Origin of the sequence: Tautonia sp. JC769 (genome assembly GCF_040717455.1) — a bacterium.
GTDB lineage: Bacteria > Planctomycetota > Planctomycetia > Isosphaerales > Isosphaeraceae > Tautonia.
In genome coordinates this window covers 154824-177863 of the sequence record NZ_JBFEFH010000005.1, presented here as the reverse complement: position 1 = coordinate 177863, position 23040 = coordinate 154824, and the positions used below count along the sequence as shown (strand labels likewise).

General features: G+C 68.3%; 17 protein-coding genes. 5 read left to right on the top strand and 12 right to left on the bottom strand.

Annotated elements, in window-relative coordinates; translation table 11 throughout:
- Nucleotides 1-44: 44 nt before the first annotated feature.
- Nucleotides 45-446 carry a TraR/DksA C4-type zinc finger protein gene (locus tag AB1L88_RS07460; RefSeq protein WP_367096019.1) on the bottom strand — a complete coding sequence of 134 codons (402 nt, stop codon included), beginning with the start codon at nucleotides 444-446 and terminating at the stop codon, nucleotides 45-47.
- 316 nt (nucleotides 447-762) lie between these two features.
- Here AB1L88_RS07460 and AB1L88_RS07455 point away from each other — a divergent pair, with 316 nt between their 5' ends.
- Nucleotides 763-1812 (top strand): NAD-dependent epimerase/dehydratase family protein, encoded by a 1050-nt coding sequence (locus AB1L88_RS07455; protein ID WP_367096018.1) that lies wholly within the window; start codon nucleotides 763-765, stop codon nucleotides 1810-1812.
- A gap of 157 nt (nucleotides 1813-1969) precedes the next feature.
- Nucleotides 1970-2506 carry a type 1 glutamine amidotransferase domain-containing protein gene (locus tag AB1L88_RS07450; protein WP_367096017.1) on the top strand — a complete coding sequence of 179 codons (537 nt, stop codon included), beginning with the start codon at nucleotides 1970-1972 and terminating at the stop codon, nucleotides 2504-2506.
- A 69-nt stretch (nucleotides 2507-2575) separates the two neighbouring features.
- Here the strand turns inward: AB1L88_RS07450 and AB1L88_RS07445 are convergent, their stop codons facing one another.
- The 3 genes from AB1L88_RS07445 to AB1L88_RS07435 all read right to left on the bottom strand — a co-directional run bounded on the left by AB1L88_RS07445 (nucleotide 2576) and on the right by AB1L88_RS07435 (nucleotide 5276).
- Nucleotides 2576-4015, bottom strand: a complete 1440-nt coding sequence (locus AB1L88_RS07445; protein ID WP_367096016.1) for a M56 family metallopeptidase — start codon at nucleotides 4013-4015, stop codon at nucleotides 2576-2578.
- 46 nt (nucleotides 4016-4061) lie between these two features.
- A complete protein-coding gene (locus AB1L88_RS07440; RefSeq protein ID WP_367096015.1) occupies nucleotides 4062-4481 on the bottom strand; it encodes a BlaI/MecI/CopY family transcriptional regulator in 420 nt (139 codons plus the stop codon).
- Between the two features lie 117 nt (nucleotides 4482-4598).
- Entirely contained in the window at nucleotides 4599-5276 is a 678-nt protein-coding gene (locus tag AB1L88_RS07435) for a uracil-DNA glycosylase family protein (protein ID WP_367096014.1), read from the bottom strand.
- A 223-nt stretch (nucleotides 5277-5499) separates the two neighbouring features.
- Between AB1L88_RS07435 and cimA the strand changes: the two genes are divergently transcribed.
- Nucleotides 5500-7134 (top strand): citramalate synthase, encoded by a 1635-nt coding sequence (gene cimA, locus AB1L88_RS07430; protein ID WP_367096013.1) that lies wholly within the window; start codon nucleotides 5500-5502, stop codon nucleotides 7132-7134.
- Nucleotides 7135-7150: 16 nt separating this feature from the next.
- Nucleotides 7151-7624, top strand: coding sequence for an NUDIX domain-containing protein (locus tag AB1L88_RS07425; protein ID WP_367096012.1), 474 nt, complete (start codon nucleotides 7151-7153; stop codon nucleotides 7622-7624).
- 114 nt (nucleotides 7625-7738) lie between these two features.
- Here AB1L88_RS07425 and secD read toward each other — a convergent pair whose 3' ends face one another.
- The 5 genes from secD to AB1L88_RS07400 form a co-directional block, all read right to left on the bottom strand.
- Entirely contained in the window at nucleotides 7739-10981 is a 3243-nt protein-coding gene (gene secD / locus AB1L88_RS07420) for a protein translocase subunit SecD (protein WP_367096011.1), read from the bottom strand.
- A gap of 164 nt (nucleotides 10982-11145) precedes the next feature.
- The gene (gene yajC, locus AB1L88_RS07415; RefSeq protein ID WP_367096010.1) at nucleotides 11146-11520 is read right to left on the bottom strand and encodes a preprotein translocase subunit YajC; all 375 of its coding nucleotides are present in this window, start codon (nucleotides 11518-11520) and stop codon (nucleotides 11146-11148) included.
- Between the two features lie 97 nt (nucleotides 11521-11617).
- Nucleotides 11618-12745, bottom strand: a complete 1128-nt coding sequence (gene tgt, locus AB1L88_RS07410; protein WP_367096009.1) for a tRNA guanosine(34) transglycosylase Tgt — start codon at nucleotides 12743-12745, stop codon at nucleotides 11618-11620.
- Between the two features lie 79 nt (nucleotides 12746-12824).
- A complete protein-coding gene (locus tag AB1L88_RS07405; RefSeq protein ID WP_367096008.1) occupies nucleotides 12825-14189 on the bottom strand; it encodes a DNA-directed RNA polymerase subunit alpha C-terminal domain-containing protein in 1365 nt (454 codons plus the stop codon).
- 165 nt (nucleotides 14190-14354) lie between these two features.
- The gene (locus tag AB1L88_RS07400; RefSeq protein ID WP_367096007.1) at nucleotides 14355-15842 is read right to left on the bottom strand and encodes a DUF1570 domain-containing protein; all 1488 of its coding nucleotides are present in this window, start codon (nucleotides 15840-15842) and stop codon (nucleotides 14355-14357) included.
- Between the two features lie 207 nt (nucleotides 15843-16049).
- Here AB1L88_RS07400 and AB1L88_RS07395 point away from each other — a divergent pair, with 207 nt between their 5' ends.
- Nucleotides 16050-17078 (top strand): hypothetical protein, encoded by a 1029-nt coding sequence (locus AB1L88_RS07395; RefSeq protein WP_367096006.1) that lies wholly within the window; start codon nucleotides 16050-16052, stop codon nucleotides 17076-17078.
- An 11-nt stretch (nucleotides 17079-17089) separates the two neighbouring features.
- On the opposite strand, the gene AB1L88_RS07390 is transcribed toward AB1L88_RS07395, so the two are convergent.
- The 3 genes from AB1L88_RS07390 to AB1L88_RS07380 all read right to left on the bottom strand — a co-directional run bounded on the left by AB1L88_RS07390 (nucleotide 17090) and on the right by AB1L88_RS07380 (nucleotide 22782).
- Nucleotides 17090-18334: a glycosyltransferase family 4 protein gene (locus AB1L88_RS07390; protein ID WP_367096005.1), complete on the bottom strand. Its 1245-nt coding sequence runs from the start codon at nucleotides 18332-18334 to the stop codon at nucleotides 17090-17092.
- A 201-nt stretch (nucleotides 18335-18535) separates the two neighbouring features.
- The gene (locus tag AB1L88_RS07385; protein WP_367096004.1) at nucleotides 18536-19297 is read right to left on the bottom strand and encodes a biotin--[acetyl-CoA-carboxylase] ligase; all 762 of its coding nucleotides are present in this window, start codon (nucleotides 19295-19297) and stop codon (nucleotides 18536-18538) included.
- 35 nt (nucleotides 19298-19332) lie between these two features.
- Nucleotides 19333-22782, bottom strand: a complete 3450-nt coding sequence (locus AB1L88_RS07380; protein ID WP_367096003.1) for a pyruvate carboxylase — start codon at nucleotides 22780-22782, stop codon at nucleotides 19333-19335.
- Between the last annotated feature and the right edge of the window lie 258 nt (nucleotides 22783-23040).

The following is a 23040-nucleotide window of genomic DNA, read 5'->3' as shown; positions in this document are numbered from 1 at the left end:
TCGCGTCCTGCCGGGCCGGTCCGGCCCGTCGAGAATCGGATCGATCACCCGAGGGCCACTCGATTTTCGTGCGCCCGGGCACACTCGATACAATAGCGGGTGTAGGGGAGGGCCTGAAGGCGAGCCTTGGCGATCGGCTTCTCGCAGTCGCCGCAGCGGCCGAAGTTGCCGTGGTCGAGGCGGGTCAGGGCGGCGGCGATCTCGTCGAGCGTCTCCTGCTCGTTCTCGATCAGGCCGAGGGTGAATTCCTGGTCGAAATTATCGGTTCCCAGATCGGCCATGTGGATCGGCATGCTCGAAAGGTTCCCGCTCCCGGCGTCTCCGCCGCGGTTGAGGGCCTCATCGGTCATCTGATCGACATCCCCCTGGAGCCGGGCGCGTAGGCTGAGCAGGACCTTGCGAAACCGTTCCTGCTCGTCTTTCTTCAACCGGCTATCGCTGGCCATCTGCTCGAGCCTCCGCAGGCGGTCTGGGCCTGATCGGGGGATCGCGATGGGGAAGGATGCTAGTCTCCCCTCGCCCCCCTTGTCAACGCGAGCCGGGCGATCGACCCGGTTGGCGTGGATGTGCACGAATGTTTCGACCCTACAGATTACACCGAACGGGATCGGCGACGCCAGTACCGCCCTTCGATTTGCATTGCAGCCGCGCACTTGACCTGGCCGGGGCTCGGGGTAGCCTTTCACCCAGTAGGGGAGTCCTCCAGGGGCCGGCGACCGGGGCACGGTCGGGCCGGTTCGGGGACCAGTCGGGAGTGCCTCCATGAGTGACAGCGCGTCGAAATTGATCTTCATCACCGGGGGCAGCGGGCTGGTCGGCAGCCACGCGGTCGAGGAGGCGAAGCGGCGGGGCCACCGGGTCCGGGTCCTCGTGCGGTCGACCAGCGATACCTCGTGGCTCGATCGGCAAGGGGTCGAGAAGGTCGTGGGGGACCTGGAAGACGCCGGATCGCTCCGAAGCGGGTGCGAAGGGGCCGACTGGGTCTTCAACTGCGCCGCGAAGGTCGGCGACTGGGGGACGCTGGACGAATTCCGCCGCCTGAACGTCGAGGCGCTCCGGCTCTTGCTCGACGCGGCGGTCGATGCCCGCGTCGGTCGGTTCGTGCACGTCAGCTCGCTCGGCGTCTACGAGGGGCGGGATCATTACGGGACCGATGAGACCACGCCCCCGGCGGCCAACTCGCTCGACGCCTATACGCGGTCGAAGACCGAGGCCGAGCAGCTCGTCCTGAAGACCCATGCCGAGCGGGGATTGCCGGCCTCGGTCGTGCGGCCGGGGTTCATCTACGGCGAGCGGGACCGCACGGTCCTGCCGAAGCTGATCAACGCCCTGCGCAAGGGGACGTTCGCCTATTTCGGGTCGGGCGAGCAGGTGCTCAACTGCATCTACGTCAAGAACCTTGTGACGGGCATCTTCCTCGCCGCCGAGGCCCCGGAAGCCATCGGCGAGGTCTTCAACCTGACCGACGGGCAGCGGATCACGAAGCGTCAGTTCGTCTCCCGGGTGGCGCAGCTCGCCGGCCTGAAGGAGCCGACGCGGAAGATCCCGCTCGGAGCGGCCCGGGTGCTGGCCAACGTGGTCGAGACGGTCGCCAAGGCCCGGGGGGCCAGGCGGCCCCCCCTCATCAACAAGGCGCGCTACAAGTTCCTCGGCTTGAACCTCGATTATTCGATCGAGAAGGCACGCAGGGTGCTGGGATATCAGCCGCCGTACACCTTCGAGCAGGGGATCGAGGCCGCCATGGCCGACCTGACCGGGCCCCCGACCGCGATCGCACCGGCCCCGGCGGCCCGATCGTCGCCGACGGCCTGAGCGCCCCGGCGCCCGATCGTGGCCTGGCGCGGGCCGTTCGGTCCTGCGTCGCTTTTTGGTGGGGGGGGAATCTCCCGCCCTCGGCTTTGGTATCCTGCTCGACGGTCGGCCTCGTTCTCGTATTGTCCGGAATCCGCACCTTCAGGAAACAGCTCCGATGGAACAGGTCAAAGGCAAGCGCGTCGCGGTCCTGGTGGAGAAGCTTTACGAAGATCTGGAACTCTGGTACCCGGTCCTCCGGCTCAGGGAGGCCGGTTGCAAGGTGACGATCGTCGGGCCGAAGGCCGGCGAGTCGTACGCCTCGAAGCACGGGTACCCGGCCAAGTCGGACGCCGCGGCGGCCGAGGTGAAGGCCGACGACTTCGACGCCATCATCATCCCCGGGGGCTACTCGCCCGACCACATGAGGCGCTGCCGGCCGATGGTGGATCTGGTGACGAAGGCCGCCCACCAGGGGAAGGTGCTGGCGGCCATCTGCCACGGGCCGTGGATGCTCTGCTCGACCAAGGCGATCGAGGGTCGGCGGCTGACCGGGTTCTTCGCCATCCGAGACGACGTCGAGAATGCCGGGGCCGTCTGGGAGGACGCCGCCTGCGTCCGGGACGGGAACCTCGTGACCAGCCGGACCCCCGACGATCTCCCCGCGTTCATGACGGGGATTTTCGAGGCCATGACCGAGTCGGCCGCTCGCTGAGCGATCGATCTCGGTGGCCGCTCCGATCGTGGGGCAGCGACCGACCCCATGCCACCCGGTCCGATCCGGTCAGGCGGTCCCGTCTGCCGATCGGGTCGGATCGGACGGGGCGAGGATCAGATCCCGGAGCTGGAGGGAACCTCCGGGCGGGGGGCGGATGGTGAGCCATCGATCGGACCCGTCGGGGTCGGGGATCGCGGCGACCGGCTGATCGTCGATCCAGAGTTGGGCCGTCGACCCCTCGACCCGGAGCCGGACGCGGTGCCAGTCGTCCGGCGTCTTCGGCGACGGGATCGGGGAGTCTGTCGGCATGCCGAGCCGATAGCCGGCGATGCCGATCTGCCCGAGGTCGGCCGGATTGGCCCGGAGCAGGGCGGAGAGCTCGAAGGACTCGGGCAAGTGGGCCGGGAGCCGGAGCGGATCCGCCTCGGCGGCCGGTGAGACCTCGAGTTCGAGCAGGTGGAACGGCTCGGGCGGTGCCTCGGCCATCGCCGGTGGCAACGCCTCGGCAGGATGATCGAACAGCGAAACCCGAGAGACCGCGAGCAGGACCACGACCATCGCGCCCGACATCATAAGGCGCCACCAGGCCGGAGCCGACTGCTGGATCGGGAAAGGGCAGTGCAGGAGCATGGCGACCCGGAGGACGAGCGGGGAGCCGTGGGGGGATCGGGCCCCCGGGGTCGACGCGGTCGGACGGGTGACCGGGGCCGGATCGTTCCGGCCTCCCACGGCCAGGCTCACCAGAGACGCCGCGTAGGCTCGGCCGGGGGTTCCGAGTTTCTGCGCGGCCAGGTCATCGGCCAGGATTTCCTGATCGAGGAGTAGCCGCCTGCGGATCCACCAGGCCGGGGGGACCACGAACCAGAGGGCCTGGACGAGGGTCGCGAGCCAGACGAAGCGCGGGTCGCGGTGCTCGGCATGCGCCAGTTCGTGGCGCAGGACCATCCGGAGGCGATCGGCCGATCCGGGGCCGACCTCGTCCCAGCCTCCCGGGAGCACGATCGAGGGTCGGATCCCGCCGATGAGGACCGGGCGACCGAGCTTCCGCGAGACGAGCAGCGCCGGGCGCCCGGCCTGGCGTTCCGCAGACAACAGCCCGGCGTACTCATCGAGGGCCCAGGCCGAGGCCGGCCGGGAGGCCCGGATCAGGCGTCGTGATGCCAGCGAGCCGATGGCGATCCAGCCGAGGCCGGCCGCGACGCTGGCGAGATAGCCGATCGTCAGGACGCGGCTCAGGAGACCGAGCGGGGGGGCCTGCCCGCCGAACAGGGAGACCGCCGTGGCGAGCAGGTCGGGCCGAGGGCCGGGGCCCTCGACGGATCCGATCGGCACGAGGATCAAAGGGCCGAGGCTCAAGGCCCCGACCACCCCCGCCCGGGCCACGGCCCGCCGCCGGACAGGCTGTCGGCAGGCCATCATCGCGATCATGACGAGGGAGAGCCAGGCGGCCGTCACGATCCCGAGGTCGAGCAGCCAGAGCCCCAGGCGATCGACCCATGCGAGCATCGGCGAGGTTCCAGGGACGTGATGGGGGACGATTCGGCGGGGCGGTTCAATCCGACCGGTTTCGCGAGCCGACCACGGTCGAGCCCTGGCGCTGGGCCTCGTCGAGCATCGCCCGGAGGCGGTCGAATTCCTCGGGGGTCGGCGGCTTCGAGTCGAGCAGGGCCACCAGGGTCCGGTCGAGCGCGCCGTCGAAGACGCGGTCGACGAAGCGTCGGGTCAGGTCACGGATGGTCCGCTCCGGCGATTTGAGCGGCATGTAGATGAACGTACGCCCCTCGACGACATGACTGACGAGTTCCTTCTTCTCCTCCATGATGTTCAGCAGGGTCTGGACCGTGCTATAGGCGACCGGCCCGCTCTCCTTGACCAGTTCGTCCTGGACCTCTCGGACGCTGGCGCGCCCCTTGGCCCAGAGAACCTTGAGGATCTCGAGCTCGCGATCGGTGACCATCTGGACTTTTCTCATGGTGGACGCTCCCCGGCTGGCTGGAACGGCGTCGTTCGATCTCCTCAACGTAGCGGGCGGCCCGCGCGCAAACAACCCTGAAGTCGTTCGGGTTTCCCGGATTAGGGAACGGCCGGCTCATGCGGTCGCGATCGCATGCAGGCGTTGTCGGAGCAGTTCGGGGAACTTCGCGTACCACCGCTGATTGAGGGGGGAAGGGTGGGGGAGCGGGCCGAGGACGATCGACTTGCGGAGGGTGCCCGCCTCGGTCTCGACGACCAGTTCGCAGGGCAGTTCGGCCTCGTAGCGGTCGTCCCGGCCCCAGAACTCGTCGATCCGTTCGGCACCGACATAGGGGGTGAACCACTTGAAGGCCTCGGTCCCGAGGCAGAGCAGGCGATCGCCGGACCAGTGGGCGGCGAGGAATTCGGCCACGAAGGGGCGGAAGCGTTCCTTGACCGCCGACGAATACGCCTTGTTGCCGGGCGGCTTGTAGGGCACCGTGTTCGAGAGCAAAATGTGCTCGAGGGCGGCTTCGAGCCTCGGGTCGTCGTCTGCGGCTTCCCCCGCGAAGACGCGGACGACTTCGCGACGCACGAGGCGACCGCCGGCGCCGACCTGCGGTTGCCCCCATTTCACCTCGTCACGCCCCAGGTCGCGGCCGAACGAGCACACGCGAGCCGATCGCGAGCCGGCGAAGAGGACGGGCCAGGTCGGGTCTTTCTTCGAGGCCGCATAGACCGGTTCGTCGATCGGGAACTCCGCCCGACGGGCTTCCCGGGCGATGGCTTCGAGCAGGTCGTCGACGCTGCGCATGGCGAGTCTCGATGGGGAGGTGAGAGTCGGGGCCCCGGTGCCCCGATCGATCATGGCCTGGTTGCTCGGTCAGGTCCAGGCAATTGAAACAGGGTGGCGAACCCCGGCACGAGTCCGGCGTGTCCGGGAGTCGTCGGCCACGGCGGATCGTGGTACAATGACCGACCCTTACTTTGATGTTTCCCGCGAAGTCGATCGAATCGAGCCAGGTGGACCGCCTCTCATGACGCGCATCGCCATCTACGACACCACTCTGCGCGACGGCAGCCAGGGCGAGGGAGTGAACTTCTCGCTCCAGGACAAGCTGCTGATTACCCGACGGCTCGATGAACTGGGGATCGACTACATTGAAGGGGGATACCCCCTCTCGAACCCGAAGGACGAGGCCTACTTCCGGGCCGTGCGCGACCTGGACCTGGAGCATGCCCGCGTCGCCGCCTTCGGGATGACCCGCCGCCGCGACATCGCCGCGGAGGACGACCCGGGGATGAAGGCCCTGGCGGGCGCCGGCTCCCCCGTGATCACGGTCGTGGGCAAGAGCTGGGATCTGCACGCGAGGGAGGTGCTGGGGGTCAGCCTGGAGGAGAACCTCCGGATGATCGCCGACTCGGTCGCCTTCCTCGGGGCCGCGGCCCACGGGCCCGAGGTCGTGTACGACGCCGAGCATTTCTTCGACGGCTACCGCAAGAACCCGGATTACGCCCTCGACACGATTCGAGCCGCCGCCGAGGCGGGGGCCGCCTGGATCGTGCTCTGCGACACCAACGGCGGCACCTTGCCCGAGCAGATCGCCGAGGCGATCGACGCGGTCCGGTCGGTGACCTCCGTCCCGCTGGGGATCCACACGCACAATGACGGCGAGCTGGCGGTGGCCAATACCCTGGCCGCCATCCGTCGGGGGGCGACCCAGGTGCAGGGGACGATCAACGGCATCGGCGAGCGCTGCGGGAACGTCGATCTGTGCAGCGTGATCGCCAACCTGTCTCTCAAATATGAGGGGTACGAGCTGCTCCGGCCGGGCAGCCTGACCCGCCTGACCGAGGTGTCGCGCTACGTCTACGAGCTGGCGAACCTGAACTTCCGGAACGGCCAGCCGTTCGTCGGGGCCAGCGCCTTCGCGCACAAAGGGGGGATGCACGTCCATGGCATCCGGAAGGTGGTGCACAGTTACGAACACATCGACCCGAGCCTCGTGGGCAACGAGCGCCGGGTGCTGGTCAGCGAGCTCTCGGGCCGTTCGAACATCGCGGAGAAGCTGGCCGAGCACGGCCTGGAGCAGGACTCGGCCCTGATGGCCCGGGTGCTCTCCCGGGTGCAGGACCTCGAGAACGAGGGGTACCAGTTCGAGGCCGCCGAGGCCACGTTCGTCCTGCTCGTCGAGAAGGAGGCCGGGCGCTATCGGAACTGGTTCGAGCGGCTGCATTATCACGTGAGCGTCGAGGCCCGGGACGGCGGCGAGCCGATCACCGAGGCGACGGTCAAGCTCCGCGTCGGCGAGACGACCGAGCACACCGTGAGCGAGGGGGACGGCCCGGTCAACGCCCTGGACGGGGCCTTGCGCAAGGCGCTCGAATCGCACTTCCCGACGCTCCGGGAGATGAGCCTGATGGATTACAAGGTCCGCGTCATCAATGCCCGGGCCGGCACCGCGGCCCGCGTCCGGGTGGTGATCGAGAGTCGCGACAAGGACTCGGTCTGGGGGACCGTCGGCGTCTCCGAGAACGTGATCGAGGCCAGTTGGCTGGCCCTGGTCGATGCCTTCGACCACAAGCTCGCCAAGGACGCCCGGCAGTCGGCCTCGGCCCAGGCGCAGGCCCAGGCGAGGGATCGCCTGGCGTCGGCGTCATCGGGCGGGTAAGGCAGAAACCGGCTTGATGCGTCCCGACACGACCGGGGACGGGAGAATTGACCGCGTGATGCGAGAGATCCGAGCCTGCGGGATCTTGTTGATGACCCGCTCCGAGCCCCGATCGTTTCTCTTGATGAAACACAAGGACCGCTGGGATCTGCCCAAGGGCAGGCTCGACCCCGGCGAGTCGGATCTGGAGTGCGCGGTCCGCGAGTTCGAGGAGGAGACGGGGATTCCTCGCTCCTCGATCGACCTGGATGCGACCTTCCGATTCGAACTGGTCTATTACCCGGTCCGGAAGAAGACCGGGACGCCCGATCGCAAGACGCTCGTCGTCTTCCTGGCCACGGTGGTCGATCGCGTGCCGATCGTCGTCTCGGAGCACCTTGGGCACGAATGGTTCGCCTGGCAGCCGCCCCACGCCATCCAGGAGCAGACCATCAACCCGTTACTGGCTGCGGTGGCCGAGCACCTGGATCGGCCGGTCGGGCCGGCCTGAGCGGCCTCGATTCGTCATCGGGACACAACGCGAGACGGCCCGCAAGGATTGCTCCTGGCGGGCCGTCTCGCATGGTTCTGGCCGGGGTGTCCGGGCGCGGGCGGCGCCGCGGGCTTACCGGCTGGTTGCGAGGGCCTCGGTGTCCTTCTTCGATCGCTTCCCGAGCCATTCGACGAGGATCGGGGCGGCGATGAAGATGGTACTGTAGGTCCCGCTGATGAAGCCGATCACCAGGCAGAACGAGAACCCGGCGAGCCCCTCGCCGCCGAAGCCGTAGAAGATCACCACGACGAGCCAGGTGGTCAGCGAGGTGAGGATGGTCCGGCTCAGGGTCATGTTGATCGCGTCATTGACCAGGCGGGCCGTGAGGTTCGGGGACTTGCCCTTGATCTCCCGGATGCGGTCGAAGATCACGATCGTATCGTTGACCGAGAAGCCGATGAGGGTCAGGAACGCGGCGATCATCGGCAGGTCGATCTTGTAGCCGGCCAGGGCGACGGCACCGAGCGCGATGAGCACGTCGTGAATCAGGGCGATCACCGCCGCGAAGCCGTAGGCGACCGCCTGGAAGCGGAACCAGAGGTAGGCGATGATGATCAACCAGCTCGCGACGATGGCCACGATGGCCTTCTGACGGGTCTCGCCCGCCACGATGCCGCCGAAGTTCTCCAGCCGTTCGAACAGGAAGTCGCGGTCATTCCGCAGCTCCTCCCCGAGCGACGCCAGGGCGGGGTCGAACTGATCGGCCGGGAGGGTCGTGGTCAGTTCGAGCGTCTCGCCCGCCTGGTCCGGGTCGTTGGGCGGGGCATCGGGATTCGAGATGCTGAACTGGTTCCGGGGGCTGGGCACCGGGGGATTGGCCGAGGCCAGGACGCGGGCCAGCGCCTCGGAAATCCGGGACGGCGCGAGCGGGAGATTCAACGAGAGGCGATAGCGGCTCGCGTTCGACTCCTCGAGGACGGGGTCGGCATCCTCGGTGATCGGCTCGGTCTGCAGCTCGATCCGCACGAGGCTGTCGCTGAAGGCCTCGAGGATCGCGTCCTGGACGGCCTCGGGCGACTCCTCGGTCGTGCGGATGTTGTACCGAGGGGCAGAGGCGGCGCCGCCTTCCTCGTCGACGATCGTCAGGCTCTCGACCGTCACGTTCGGGAGGTATTCGCCCGCCCGATCCCGCACGGTGGACACCCGGGCCGAGGGGCTCTGCCCCTCCAGGGTGTCGTCGTCGAGCCGGAGCGTGACCAGGGTGCCGCCGGTGAAGTCGATGTTGTACATCGCCCCGCGCTGGTCGGCGCCGCCGCGGTTGAAGAACATGGTCAGGCCGAGGGCGATGACCACGACCGAAGCGGCCATGCAGTAGCGCCGGGGGGCGACGAAGTCGATGTTCGTCTTGCTCAGGAGCCGGAGCATGCTGAGCCGCTTGATCCAGCCCTTCTGGTAGGCCAGCTCGAAGAGCGTCCGCGAGACGAAGACGGCCGTGAACAGGTTCCAGAGCAGGCCGATGATCGTCACCAGGGCGAACCCCTTGACCTCCTCCGTCCCGACCGACCAGAGGACGATGCCGGTGAGGATGGTCGTGACATTCGAGTCGAGAATCGTCGACCAGGCCTTGCCGAAGCCGTTGCGGATCTGCTGACCGAGCGGCGCGCCGCGGTCGCGTTCCTCCCTCATCCGTTCGAAGATGAGGACGTTCGCATCGACGGCCATGCCGATCGTCAACGCGAGGCCGGCGAGGCCGGGCAGGGTGATCGAACTGCCGGTCAGGGCCATCGAGGCCAGCAGCAGGATCATGTTCAGGAGCAAGGCGATGACCGAGATCAGGCCCGCGACCCGGTAGTAGACGAGCATGAACAGGGGGACGAGGCCCAGGGCGATCGTGATGGCGTAGACCCCCTTGCGGATCGTGTCCTCGCCGAGGGTGGGGCCGATCGTCTCCTCCTGGAGCGGCGGACTCTGCAACGCGATCGGCAGGCTGCCCGCGCGGAGGATGTCGATCAGGTAGTTGACCTGTTCGGTGGCCTGGCTGCCGCGCCCCCCCATGGTGATGATGCCGCGGTCGGTGATGCGGTCATTGATCTGGGGGGCCGACATGATCTCGCCGTCGAGCAGGATGGCGAGGTTGAATCGGAAGGCCCCCTCCTGTCGCGGGCGATATTTCCCGGTCAGGTTGCCGAAGCGGCGCGAGCCGTCCGAGTCGAGGTTGAACCCGACGGCGGCCCGCATCTGCTCGTCGGTGGTCGGGTAGACCCGGTCGAGCATGTCGCCGGTCACGTCCTGAGAGTCCCGGGGGACCTCGTAGAGCACGAAGAACTCGGTCAGGCCCGGCTGGGTGGGGACCGGCACGCCCCGGACGATCCAGTCGCCGGCGGCCTCGGGGCTGATCGAAACCCCGTCTGCCCCCAGGGCGATGCCGCTCGGGTTGTAGGCCAGGCGGTAGGAGGTGACGACGTCGAGGCCGTGCGCGTCGGCGAAGGTCAACGTGTTCGAGGAGTTGCCGGACACCTCGGCCGAGACGGAGGCCGCTTCGCCATTGCGGCGGCCTTCGAGGACGACGGGCAGCCCGGCGTAGCGGTTGGTGGGCCACTCCCGGATGGGGTCGATCACCTCGTTCGAGCCGTTGCCGAAGTCGACCGAGTAGCGGGTGATGGCGCCCGAGTCGAACTGGTGCGGTCGGCGAAGGACCAGCGTGTCCTCGGTGTTGCGTTCGATCTCCAATCGGGCCGAAGGCGCATCCCCCGAGCGTTCGAGGACGACCTGGAGCCCGCGGAAGCGGTTCGGCTCCCAGTCGGCGTCGGTGTCGGTGATGGTCCGCTCGCCGACCGAGGTCGGGGTGCCGGTCGCGGCGGGCACGACCAGTTCTTCACCGACCTTCGCCCAGCGGAAGCTCTCGGAGTTGGAGCCGGGGGAGGTGACGACCGGCAGGCGATCGACGATCGGGTCGGTGTCTCGGTTGAGGCGATTGAGGTAGGACGGGAAGTCGGCGGCCCGGTTGGTGGAGGCGAGGATGCGGAAGGCGAGCGAGCCTTCCTCGGTCAGCTTGCGCTTGACCTCCTCGGCCTGGTTGGCCATCTCCTCGGGCATGATGATCTCGACGCGATCCTGGCCGACGGGCCGGATCGTGATGTCGAACACGCCTTCGGGGTTGATCCGCCGCTTCAGGGCCGCCACGAGTTCGTCGAGGTCGACCTGCTCGCCGGCCTGTTCCTCGACCTGGTAGACCAGGATCGTGCCGCCGGAGAGGTCGATGCCCAGCTTCAGGGGGCGCTCGTCGCTCAGGCCGAGTTGCTGAGAGAAGAGGATCGCCAGGCCGGAGACGGCTGCAAGGGCGATCAGGATGAGGCGAGAGGTCACATTCTTCATGGCAGGTCCTTGGGGGCCGCACGGCGAGGGGGGAGATGCGTCCCCGTCCGGCCCGGGGCGGAGCGGCCCGGCCCCGTCCCGATCCGATCGTCATTCAAGATCATTCCATTGACGATTGCCGCCCTGCGACCCCGACGCGCGAACCGTCAGGGGCAGGGCCCAGCTCAAGAGGCTTTCTTTTCCGCCCCTCCCGCGTCGACGAGGCCGACAACGCTCGTCTTGCGGCAAGTGAGCCTGACCCCCTTCTCGTCGTCGATCCGGAGCACGATCTTGTCGGCCTTCTCGTCGACCGACACGACCGTCCCGTAGATGCCCGACTCCGTGAGCACGCGGTCGTTCTTCTTCAGGGCATGGATCATCGCCATGCGACGCTTCTGGTTGCGCATGGGCAGCCAGAAGAACAGGAAGAAGGCCAGCAGCAGCACTGGCCCGAATTGCACGAGCAGCACCATCATGGGAGACAGGGAATCTTCGCCGCCGGCCCCCTGAGCCGCCTGGGCGAAGCACACCGGAATGAGCGAGCAGATCGTGCCGGGCATGGTCGGGGGTCGTCGTTTCTTCGAGTCGGACGGACGTTGCGGAGTCACTGGGTCGGCGATCGGTCTCGGAAAGACCGCCCGCCGCCAGACAATCGGATCACTTTACCGACGACGGGCCAAGGGCTTCAAGCGTCTCCGCCCGGAATTGGACGTAACGGCCCGCCCGGATCGCTTCCCTGGCCCGGGAAACCAGGCGGTGCAGGAACGCGAGGTTGTGGACCGAGGCCAGGATCGGGCCGAGCATCTCGTCGGCGAGGAACAGGTGGCGGATGTATCCCCGGCTGAACCGGGAGCAGGCGAGGCAGTCGCACCCCTCCTCGATCGGGCGCGGGTCGGTCTTGTGCGCGGCGTTGCGCATGCGGACCGTCCCCTGCATCGTCAGGCAGGTGGCGTTACGGCCGTTGCGGGTCGGCAAGACGCAGTCGAACATGTCGACCCCGGCCGCGATCGCATCGAGCACGTCCTGGGGGCGGCCGACCCCCATCAGGTAGCGGGCCTGGTCCGAGGGGAGGTGGGGGGTGCTGACGTCGAGCGCCTTGCGGATCTCCTCGGGGGACTCGCCGACGCTGACGCCGCCGATCGCGTAGCCGTCGAACCCGATCTCGACGAGCCGCTCAGCGCACTCGCCGCGGAGATCCGCGTGGGCCCCGCCCTGGACGATCCCGAACACCGCCTGGTCGGGGCGTGACCGGGCCTCCTTACAACGTCTCGCCCAGCGGACGGTGCGGTCGGTCGCCTCGGCGATGGCCGCCTTCTCGGCCGGCAATGCGGGGCAATGGTCGAGGACCATCGCCACGTCGGATCCGAGGGCCTCCTGAATGGCGATCGCCCGTTCGGGGGTCAGGTCGAGCAGGCTGCCGTCGAGATGCGACCGGAACGCCACCCCGCGCTCGGAGAGGGTCACCCGGTCGCTCATGCTGAAGACCTGGAAGCCCCCCGAATCGGTCAGGATCGGGCCGTCCCAGGCCATGAACCGGTGCAGGCCGCCGAGTTGCTCGACCGCCGCCTCGCCGGGCCGCAGGGCCAGGTGATAGGTGTTGGCCAGGAGCATCCGGCTGCCCGCGGCCCGGAGCAGGTCCGGCACGACCCCCTTGACGGTCGCCTGGGTGCCGACCGGCATGAAGATCGGCGTCTCGACCGTCCCGTGGGGCGTGTGCAGGAGGCCACTGCGCGCGGCCGAACCGGAGTCGACCGCGAGCAATTCGAATCGGACAGGGGCGACCATGCGTCTTCGGGCTCGCGGGCCGTTGGGGGGAGAGGGCGGGGCGGCCGTGGAACGGGGCGCAGACCGCCCCGCGATCCGGTCAGTCGTTCCGCAGCTTGAGCCCCATCTCGGAGAGCTTCTCCCGGACCTCATTGAGCGAGGTGACGCCGAAGTTCTTGCATTCGAGCAGCTCGTCCCCGGTCCGGCTGACGAGGTCGCCGATCGTCTGGAGGTTCAGCTTCGACATGCACTTGCGCGATCGGACGGACAGGTTCAGCTCGCTGATCGGCTTGCCGAGGATCGCCCGCTCCTCGGGAGAGACCTCGACGGCCGACGGGCCGCTCGGGGCCGGAGTGTGGTGGGCCGGCCGGGCCAGGTTCGCCCCTCGCTCGGCCGATTCCAGGGCCATGCCGAGGCGAAGGCCCTTGGTGTCCATGATCTGCTTGATCTCGGACAGGGAGGTCTCGCCGAAGTTCTTGGAGGCGAGCAGGGCGACCTCGGTGGTCCGGGTCAGGTCGCCGAGCGTGCGGATGTTCATCTTCCGCAAGCAGTTGCGGCTGCGGACCGACAGCTCGAAGTCGGTCACGGGGATCTCGAGCAGGGTGCGGAGCCGGTCGTACTGCTTCTCCAGGCTCTCGTCGTAGTACATGTCGCGGCTGGCGCGGCAGTCCTTGGCGTAGAGCCGGGCCCGGGGCTCGTTCCCCAGGTGGTCGAGGACCTGGTTGTAGAAGGTCTCCGCCTCTCGGTAACGCTGGTCGTCTTCGAGCAGGATGCCGAGATTGATGAGGGCGGCCAGGGGGACCGGCGGATGGCGGAGGCACTGGCGGTAGTAGTTGACCGCGTCCTCATCGTTGCCATACAGGTCGTTGATGTAGGCCAGTTGGAACAGGGCGCCGGTGTGGTCGCGGTCCAGCTCCAGGGCCCGCTCGAAGGCCGCGGCCGCCTCGATCTGCTCGCGGTCGTCGGCCAGCAGGCAGCCGACCTGATAATGGTACTCGGCCTTGCCGTCGGCCTGGCCTTCGAGCTCCTTGAGCAAGGATCGGGCCACGTCCGGCTTGCCCGCCCGTCGCATGGCCCCGGCGCGGTGAAGGGTGGCGAGCTTCGCGTCGTAGTCCGAGGCACCGGCGGCGGCGAAGGCGTCGGCCGCCTCGTCCCAGCGCTGGAGGTTCTCAAGGGCGAGGCCGCGATGGAAGTGGGCCATGCCGCTGTCGCCGGCCTTCTCCAGGTGTTCGAGGGCCTGGAGGTAGTGGCCGTGGAGGACTTCGGCGACGCCGAGTCGGATCTGGAGGTCCGGTTCCAGTTGACCCCCCTGGGCGCGGTCCTTGATGTTCTGAACGGCCTCTCGGAGGGTCCGATAGCGGGAGGGGTCGCGGCCGAGCAGCTCGCGCAGATCGGCCACGGTGGAGAGGTCGAACGGGTCGCGGTCCATCAAGGCCCGGACGTCGGAGGTCATCTGGTCGGTCATCGGCTTGCCTCAATGCGACGCTCCGGCCCCCGGTCGCGTTCTCCGGCCTGTCGGAGACCGGCGCAGACGGGGAGCCGTGCGAGACAAAGAGTCTAATTTACCAAAATCATCGCCGGGAGCAAGACACCGGCCTCGATCGGGCTGCCTGGTAAGCGGCCGTCGGTGTCAAGCCCCCGGGGGGCGTTTCCGAGATCGAGGCGGCAGTTCCCGCTCGATCGGCGTGCGAAGGGTTTGCAGGTGCGCGACCCAATCGCGCCGGAGCGCCTCCGAATCGTGGCCGAAGACGGCATGGAAGGCGGCGGCGCCGTGGTCGGCCGGGCCGGGTCGGGGGTTTCGGAGCTGATCCAAAAAGGCGACGAACGCTTCGGGCTGCCGGGTCCGGAGGTGGAAGACCAGGGCCCAGGCCGCGGCATAGGGGGCGGGTGCATAGCCCTGGCCGAACCCCTCGTCGCGGACGATCGCGTCGATCGACGGCTCGGATCGGAGCCAACGCCACTGGTCGAGCCGGTGGCCGGGAACCTCGGCGAGGCCGGCCCACTGGCCGCCCCGGAAGGCCTCGAACTGCATGGCGATCCCTTCGTGGAGCCAGATCGGGAACCGGTCGTAGCGGGGGCTGAGCCCCGAAGCGATGACCAGTTGATGCACCAGTTCGTGCACCGCCGCCGCCTGATCGGATCGGAGCCGTTCCAACTCCGCGAGCAGGAGCTTCCGCTGCGCCTCGCCCCTCAATGCCCGGATCCGTTGCTCGGCCTCCTGGCGAGTCACGGCTCGCGGGCGTTCGCCGGTGAACGACAGGCGGACGCGGGCCGAAGGGGCCACCCCGGCGAGCGATCGGTCGGCCCGGTCCAGCTCATCGAGGCGGAGGCGGAGACCCGAGATTAGCCGTCGGTCCTCGGGCCGATTGCTCCCGTCCGTCACGAAGACGACGCGGCGGGTGGGATGGTAATAGCCTCGGGTCGTCAGGAAGGCGTCCCCGGCCTCCTTGCGCACGAAGGCGAGGTAATCGGATTCCTCGGCGAACCAGACGGCCACGAGTTTCTCCGGAGGGACGTTCAGGTCGAACCCGATCGCGGTGTACGAGAGGAAGAAGGTGGTCATGACCCGGTCGAGCAGCGCCAACCGGTCGCTCGCGACGGCCTCGTCGTGCTGATGCAGGAGCAGGAGCCGGGGCGTCTCGGCGACCTTGAATTCCGATCGCAAGGCCTTCCGCAGCGGTGCCAGGTCGGGGGCCTTCGCCGGTCGCTCCAGCCGATCGAGCACGGCGACGAGGCGGGCCGGCGGCTCCAGGGCGGGGTCGGCCCGGTGGGCCGCCCGGAGCATGTCGACGGCCTCGTCGGTCAATCCGTGTTCGAGGGCCCACCAGGCGGCCCGGAATCGGTCGGCGGCATCCCCCTCCTCGGCCCGCGAGCGACGCTCGGGCCATTCGTGCTCGGGCCAGTGGCCGGGGACGATGGCCCGGAAGTCGTCGGCCCGGAAGGTGTACGTCCCGCCGGGAGCGGTCACGCGGACCAGGTCGCCGTCGACCTCGACGGGCAACTGGACCTCGCCGCCGTCGCTGAAGGAGAGCAGGTCGGCGGGGGCCGGTTCGGGCGCCGCGAGCAGGGCGACGGCCAGGGTGACGGCTCCGGTGCTCGCGGCTCGTCGATGACGCATGGTCACTGGCTCCTTCGTCCCTGCGTTGGGGTTGGAGGCGGCCCGGGGTCGCCTCGGAAATCGGCCGCCGGCCCTTTGACAACCGGTGGTCGCCGTGCGACCGTTGGCGGCGAGCGGTTCGCAGCCGGTCGAGGCCCGTCTGCCGTCAACCGCCCGCATCGCGTGCTGCAACTCCATCGAAACCCGAGACGACCGAGGATCGCGACCATGCGACCGCTACGACTCACGGCCGGCGCCCTGGCGACGGCCGCCGGGCTGATTGCCGCCGGACCGGTTCCGGCCGACGCGCAGGAGGACGTCACCGTGGAGATCGTCGAGTTTCGCGGCTGGGGACGCAACGTCAAGCTCAGCAATGGCGACGCCGAGCTGATCGTGACGCTCGATGTCGGCCCTCGCGTCATCAGTTATCGGCTGGCCGATGGCGAGAACGTCTTCAAGCTTTACGAAGACCAGCTCGGCGGCTCGGGAGAATCGGGCTGGCAGATCCGAGGGGGGCACCGCCTCTGGGTCAGCCCCGAGGACCCGGCGCGGACCTACGTCCCCGACAACGGCCCTGTTGATTACGAGCAGATCGGGCCGGGGCAGATCCGGGTGACCCTGCCCCCCGACCCGACCTTCCAGTTCCAGAAGGAGATGGAGATCACGCTGGCCCCCTCGGGGACCGAGACGACCGTGATCCACCGGATTCGCAATGCCGGCCGCCAGCCGGCCGAGCTGGCCGTCTGGGCCCTGTCGGTGATGGCGCCAGGGGGGATCGAGGTCATCCCGCTGCCGCCGAAGGCCCCGCATCCCGGGGGGGCCGAGAACGCGACTGCGGAGATGTTCGCGCCGCAACTCGGGCTGACGCTCTGGTCCTATTTCGATTTCCAGGACCCGCGCTGGACGTTCGGGACGAAGGCGTTGACCCTCCGGCAGGATTCGGAAACCGATCGGGGGCCGACGAAGCTGGGCATCTCGACCCCGCTCGGAGTGGTCGGCTACCTGAACGGCGGCACATTGTTCATCAAGCGGTTCCCGTACCTGGCGGGACGCGACTACCCCGACCAGGGGGTCAATTACGAGACGTTCACCAACGAGGACATGCTCGAACTGGAATCTCTCGGGCCGCTCGTCCGGCTCGGGCCGGGAGAGGTGGTCGAGCACGTCGAGCGCTGGGAGCTGGTCGGCAAGGTCGAGGCGGGAGACGGCCCCGAGGGGGCGATCGAGTCGGTCCTGCCCTTGCTCGATCGGGAATGAGTGCGGGATCGTCAGGCCGAGGCGTGGGCCGGTTCCTTCGGGGGCCGGCTCGGCTCGATCCCGGGGAAGAGTTCGGCCAGGCGGGCGGCTTCGCGGCGGACGTCGTGGTTGGCCGCCACCCGGGCCGCGCCGGCGGCTCCCATCTGTCGGAGCTCGCTGGGGGTGGCATCGAGCGCCGCCTCCATGGCGTCGGCCAGGTCGCCGACGGACCCTGCCGGGACGAGCCATCCCGATTCCCCGGTGCGGACCAGCTCGGGGATGCCCGCGATCGTGGTCGAGATGACCGGGCGATGCAGCGCCAGGGCTTCCATGATGACCACCGGCAGCCCCTCGGCGAAGCTCGATTGAACCAACGCCCGGCTGGCTTCGAGGGCCTCGCGGACCTGGGAGCTGCTCTGCCAGCCGGCCAGGTGGACGTGATCGCGCAAGCCGCGTCGTCCGATCAGATCTTCGAGGATGGGCCGGAACGAGCCGTCGCCGATCAGGGTCAGGTCGAAGGTCCGCCCTCGGCGGAGCAACTCGGCCGCGGCCTCGACCAGGACGAGCTGCCCTTTCTCGGGGGCGAGTCGGCCGATATTGAGGAACCGAGGGGCCTCGGGAGGGTCGCTCGGCGGTCGATCGAGGAAATCGACCGCCAGGCCGCAGCGGACGACGTGGATCTTCTCCCAGTCCTTCGGGTCGGCCCATCGCCAGAGCTGACTGCGGCCGAACGCGCTGATGGCGACGGTGAAGGCGGAATAATGGACCTTCTCGGCCAGTGACAGGGCTCGGGGGGCGTCGAACTCCTCCGGGCCGTGGACCGTCACGCTGTAGGTCGGGCCGCCGAGCAGTCGGCAGAGCAGGGCGACGGTGGCCGAATTGGTGCCGAAGTGGGCGTGCAGGTGGCTGACCCCGTCCCGATCGGCCCAACGCCGGAGCAGGCAGGCTTCGGCCAGGTAGACGAGGTGATAGGCCAGGCCTCGTTCGGAGCGGCGGCCCAGCCGCCAGGTGGCCGCAAGCGCCTGGAGGAACCGCCAGGGGCGGCCCAGGACGGTGGCGAGCAGGGCTCCCAGCAGGCCGAAGGCCCCGGAGTCGAGCAGGCGGCGGGTCTTCTCGTACTCGGCCTGGTCATCCGGGTCGACCCGGGGGAGGCCCGAATCCCGGATCGCGTAGCGGATGACCGGGATGCCCTGGGCTTCGAGCGAGCCGATCTCGCGCCGGATGAACGTCTGGCTCGGCATGGGGTACGAATTCACGAAGTAGGCCAGGCGAGGCACGAGCGACTCCCTGATGGTTTCCGGAGGATCGAGAACTCGCCCTCGCGCACCGTTTGCGCGAGGGCTTCGAACGACGCTACGGCGAGTCCGGCCCATTCTGACGGACTTTTTCCGGGAGTTCCCCGAATCGGCCCGTGCACGCCGGGGCTGACCGGCGGCATCCCCGGGGACGTCCCTGTCGAGTCGGCAGCGGGAGTCGAGTCATGCGCGGAGGACCCGGCCGCCGTAGACGACGCGATCCTCGGACGCATTCCGAATCCGCAAGCCCCCGTCCAACCCGATCCCCCCGCCCACACCCTCGACGATTTCGCCGCCCAGGTCGATGCGCACGGGGGTTTCTAGAAGCTGATCGCGCAAGGCCCACTGTTGGGCGAGGTCGCGATCGTCCTTCGCGAGCAGGCGAAGGTTCGCGTCGAGCCGTTCGAGAAGCTGGTCGAACAGCGATTCCTGGGCCTCGGGCGGGATCGGTCGATCGGAGAATTCGGCCAGGGCGGCGGCCATGCGCCGGACCTCGTCGGGAGCGTCGCCGAGGTTGCTCCGGACGTTCAGGCCGATGCCGATGATCAAGCTCGGTCCGCCCGGCCCGTTGATGCGTTCCGGCAGAATCCCGGCGATTTTCCGAAAGTCGATCTCGACGTCGTTCGGCCATCGGAGGGCCACCGACCCGCGATCGACCCACGGCTCGACGGTCTCGATGACCGCCACCGCCGTGGCGAGCGAGGAGAGCGGCGTGTGACGATCCTCCAACCCGAAGGCCAACGGGTCGAGCAGGACGCTGAAGGTCAGGCTCCCCGAGTCGGACCACCAACTGTTCGCCCCTCTCCCGCGCCCCCGGGTCTGGCGGTCGGCGCGGAAGACCAGGGGGGAGGTGGGCGGATCGACCGGGTTCAGGGCGTGCTGCCTGGCGAGGTCGTTGGTGGAACCGACCTCGCCGAGCCGGATGACGGACCAGCCGGGGGGCATCGCGGGGGGAACTCCTTCGGGGGACGGGCGATCGATCAGGAGTCGGTCATCCGGATGAGCAGGTCGCCCGCCTGGACCTGGAGGCCGACCGAGGCGAGCACCTCGGACACCCGCCCGGGCCGCTCGGCATAGAGGGTCGTCTCCATCTTCATCGCCTCGATCGAGAGGAGCTTCTGGCCCTTGCGGACCGGGTCGCCCGCCGAGACGGCCACGCCGACGACCAGGCCGGGCAGGGGGGAGGCGATCTGGTTCGGGTCGCCCGGGTCGGCCTTCGGGGCCGTCTTGACGGCCGAGGCGAGCGAGCGGTCGGCGACGATGATCTCGCGAGGCTGGCCGTTCAGCTCGAAGAAGGCCGTGCGAGTGCCGTCGACGTGCGGCTCGCCGATCGCCACGAGCTTGACGATCAGGGTCTTGCCCGCTTCGATCTCGACCGGATGCTCCGCCCCGATCTCCGGGCCGAAGAAGAAGACGGTCGTGGGCAAGACCGACGTGTCGGAGAAGTTCCTCAGGTGGGTGGCCAGGTCGGGGAAGACGCGTGGGTAGAGCAGGAGGCTCAGGGCGTCTCGAACCGTCGCCTCGTGGCCGAGCAATTCCGACGCCTTCTGCCGGGCGGCGTCGAGATCGGCCGGGGGCAGATCCTTGCCGGGCCGGTCGGTCATCGCCGGTCGGCCCTTGAGGATGCGCTGCTGGACCTCGGGGGGGAACCCGCCCGGGGGCTGGCCCAGTCTCCCCTCGACGAATTCGACGACGCTCTCGGGGAAGGCCAGCTCGCGGTTCGGATCGACCACGTCCTCCGCGCTCAGATTGTTGGCGACCATGAACAGGGCCATGTCGCCGACGACCTTTGACGAGGGGGTGACCTTGACGATGTCGCCGAAGAGCAGGTTGACCTCGGCGTACATCGCACAGACCTCGGGCCAGCGTTCGTCGAGGCCGAGGGCCTTGGCCTGCTGGAAGAGGTTCGTGTACTGGCCGCCGGGCATCTCGTAGGCGTAGACCTCGGCCGAGGGGGCCTTCTGGCCGGTCTCGAAGGGAGCATACAGGGCCCGGGCGGCTTCCCAGTACTGGCTCATCTCGATCAGTCGGGCCGGATTCACCCCGGTATCCCTCGGGGTGAACCGGAGCGACTCGACGATGGCGTTGAGGCTCGGCTGCGAGGTCAGGCCGGACATGGACGCGACGGCGCCGTCGGCGATGTCGAGCCCGACCTCGGCCCCCTTCACGACGCTCGCCGCCTGGGCGCCGCCGATGTCGTGCGTGTGGAAGTGGATCGGCAGGCCGACCTCCTCGCGGAGGGCCTTGACCAACTGCTCGGCCGCATAGGGCTTGCAGAGGCCGGCCATGTCCTTGATGGCGATGAGGTTCGCCCCCCGCTTTTCCAGCTCCTTGGCCATCGAGACGTAGTACTTCAGGTCGTACTTCGTCCGCTCCGGGTCGAGGATGTCGCCGGTGTAGCAGATGGCGGCCTCGCAGAGGGCGCCCGACTCGCGGATGGCCTCGATCGACACCTCCATGTTCGGCACCCAGTTCAAGGAGTCGAACACGCGGAACAGGTCGATCCCGGCGTCGGCCGCCTCCTTCACGAAGGCGCGGACGACGTTATCCGGGTAGCTCGTGTACCCGACGGCGTTCGAGCCGCGCAGGAGCATCTGGAAGAGGATGTTCGGGATCGCCTCGCGGAGCTGGACGAGCCGTTCCCAGGGATCTTCCTTGAGGAAGCGCATCGACGTGTCGAATGTCGCCCCGCCCCACATCTCGATCGAGAACAGCTCGGGGCAATTCCGGGCGTACGCCGCCGCGACCCGGAGCATTTCTCGGGTCCGCATCCGGGTGGCGAGCAGGGACTGGTGGGCGTCCCGGAAGGTGGTGTCGGTGAGCAGGAGATGCGGCTGTTCGCGGACCCAGGCGGCGAACTTCTCGGCCCCGAGGGCCTGGAACCGCTGGCGAGAGCCGTCCGGGGGCGAGGCCGAGTGATCATAAGCCGGCGACTCCGGCTCGGGATCGGGCACGTAGCCGCTCGGTCGGACGACGCCGGGGAAGCCGTTGACGGCGACGTCGGCCTCGAAGCTGAGCAATCGGGTCGCGCGGTCCTGCCGCTTCGGGAAGATGAACAGGTCGGGCGTCTGGTCGATGAACCGCGTCGTGCAGCGGCCGGCGGCGAAGTCGGGGTGGTCGATGACGTTCAGCAGGAAGGGGATGTTCGTCTTCACCCCCCGGATGCGGAACTCGTCGAGCGCCCGCCTCATCCGATTCACGGCATCGATGAAGCGACGGCCCTGGGCGCTGACCTTCACGAGCATCGAGTCGTAGAAGGGGGTGACGATCGCCCCGGTGATCGCCGTGCCGCTGTCGAGCCGCAGGCCCATGCCGCCGGGAGATCGGTAGGAGGTGATCCGCCCATAGTCGGGCGTGAAGTTGTTCTCGGGGTCCTCGGTGGTGATCCGGCACTGGAAGGCGTGCCCGTGGACCTCGACCGATTCCTGGGTGGGCAGGCCGATTTCCGGGTCGGAGAGCGGCGTCTTCGCGGCGATGAGGATCTGGCTCTTGATCAGGTCGACGCCGGTGATCATCTCCGTCACCGTGTGCTCGACCTGGATCCGGGGGTTGACCTCGATGAACGAGAAGGCGTTGGCGTCGGTGTCGACGAGGAACTCGACGGTCCCGGCATTGTCGTAGCCGCAGTGCCGGCCGAGTTTAATGGCGGCGTCGCAGATCGCCTCGCGCAGCTTCGTGTCGAGGCTGGCGGCCGGGGCGATCTCGATGATCTTCTGGTGCCGCCGCTGGACCGAGCAATCGCGCTCGTACAGGTGCACGAGGTTGCCGTGCTGGTCGCCGAGGAGCTGCACCTCGATGTGCTTGGCGTGCCGGATGAATTTTTCGAGGAAGACGTCGGGGCAATCGAAGGCGGTTTGTGCCTCGCGACGGGCCTGGTCGAGGGCGTTGTCGAGCTCGTCGGCCGTCTCGACGACGCGCATCCCCCGGCCACCGCCCCCCATCGCCGCCTTGACGATGACGGGATACCCCATCGCCTCGGCCTTTGCGTGGGCCTCGGGGCCGGGCACGACCGGCTCTTTCGTGCCGCCGAGGATGGGCACGCCGGCCTCCTCGGCCAGCTTCCGCGCGGCCACCTTGTCGCCGAGCATGTCGAGCAGCTCGGGCCTCGGGCCGACCCAGACGATCCCGGCCTTCTGGCAGGCCCGGGCGAAGGTGGCGTTCTCGCTCAGGAAGCCGTAGCCGGGGTGAATCGCGTCGACGTCCTTCTCGACCGCCAGCTCGATGATGTTGTCGATCCCGAGATAGCTGCGGATCGGCTCGCCCTGCTTCCCGACGAGGTACGCCTCGTCGGCCTTGAGCCGATGCATGGCGAAGCGGTCCTCGTGCGAGTAAATCGCCACGGTCCGGATCCCCAGCTCGTGGGCGGACCGGCAGATCCGAATGGCAATCTCACCCCGGTTGGCGACCAGCAACTTGCGAAAGGCAGGCATCGAACGATCTCGGGCGGGTCCAAAATTTCGTTACCAGCTTAGCGAAAACGAGATCATCTTATCGCATTGTCCAGCCGGGAGCGAGATGGCGCTGCTTGGCCGATCGAGAGACCACGAACCATTCATCTTTCGGGGGTGGAGCCTCTCCTCGCAAATGAGGACTGCCGGAGCGAGTGGGTACGAAGATCCTCGATCAAAAAAATACGAGAATGGATGTTTTTTCCTTGACGGGGGGGGGAGGATCGCCATGTTTGGATA

What these genes read in the sequence shown, in the direction of transcription:
- AB1L88_RS07460 (WP_367096019.1), bottom strand. Translation starts at nt 446, where the DNA reads ATGGCCAGCGATAGCCGGTTGAAGAAAGACGAGCAGGAACGGTTTCGC.
- AB1L88_RS07455 (WP_367096018.1), top strand. Translation starts at nt 763, where the DNA reads ATGAGTGACAGCGCGTCGAAATTGATCTTCATCACCGGGGGCAGCGGG.
- AB1L88_RS07450 (WP_367096017.1), top strand. Translation starts at nt 1,970, where the DNA reads ATGGAACAGGTCAAAGGCAAGCGCGTCGCGGTCCTGGTGGAGAAGCTT.
- AB1L88_RS07445 (WP_367096016.1), bottom strand. Translation starts at nt 4,015, where the DNA reads ATGCTCGCATGGGTCGATCGCCTGGGGCTCTGGCTGCTCGACCTCGGG.
- AB1L88_RS07440 (WP_367096015.1), bottom strand. Translation starts at nt 4,481, where the DNA reads ATGAGAAAAGTCCAGATGGTCACCGATCGCGAGCTCGAGATCCTCAAG.
- AB1L88_RS07435 (WP_367096014.1), bottom strand. Translation starts at nt 5,276, where the DNA reads ATGCGCAGCGTCGACGACCTGCTCGAAGCCATCGCCCGGGAAGCCCGT.
- cimA (WP_367096013.1), top strand. Translation starts at nt 5,500, where the DNA reads ATGACGCGCATCGCCATCTACGACACCACTCTGCGCGACGGCAGCCAG.
- AB1L88_RS07425 (WP_367096012.1), top strand. Translation starts at nt 7,151, where the DNA reads ATGCGTCCCGACACGACCGGGGACGGGAGAATTGACCGCGTGATGCGA.
- secD (WP_367096011.1), bottom strand. Translation starts at nt 10,981, where the DNA reads ATGAAGAATGTGACCTCTCGCCTCATCCTGATCGCCCTTGCAGCCGTC.
- yajC (WP_367096010.1), bottom strand. Translation starts at nt 11,520, where the DNA reads ATGCCCGGCACGATCTGCTCGCTCATTCCGGTGTGCTTCGCCCAGGCG.
- tgt (WP_367096009.1), bottom strand. Translation starts at nt 12,745, where the DNA reads ATGGTCGCCCCTGTCCGATTCGAATTGCTCGCGGTCGACTCCGGTTCG.
- AB1L88_RS07405 (WP_367096008.1), bottom strand. Translation starts at nt 14,189, where the DNA reads ATGACCGACCAGATGACCTCCGACGTCCGGGCCTTGATGGACCGCGAC.
- AB1L88_RS07400 (WP_367096007.1), bottom strand. Translation starts at nt 15,842, where the DNA reads ATGCGTCATCGACGAGCCGCGAGCACCGGAGCCGTCACCCTGGCCGTC.
- AB1L88_RS07395 (WP_367096006.1), top strand. Translation starts at nt 16,050, where the DNA reads ATGCGACCGCTACGACTCACGGCCGGCGCCCTGGCGACGGCCGCCGGG.
- AB1L88_RS07385 (WP_367096004.1), bottom strand. Translation starts at nt 19,297, where the DNA reads ATGCCCCCCGGCTGGTCCGTCATCCGGCTCGGCGAGGTCGGTTCCACC.
- AB1L88_RS07380 (WP_367096003.1), bottom strand. Translation starts at nt 22,782, where the DNA reads ATGCCTGCCTTTCGCAAGTTGCTGGTCGCCAACCGGGGTGAGATTGCC.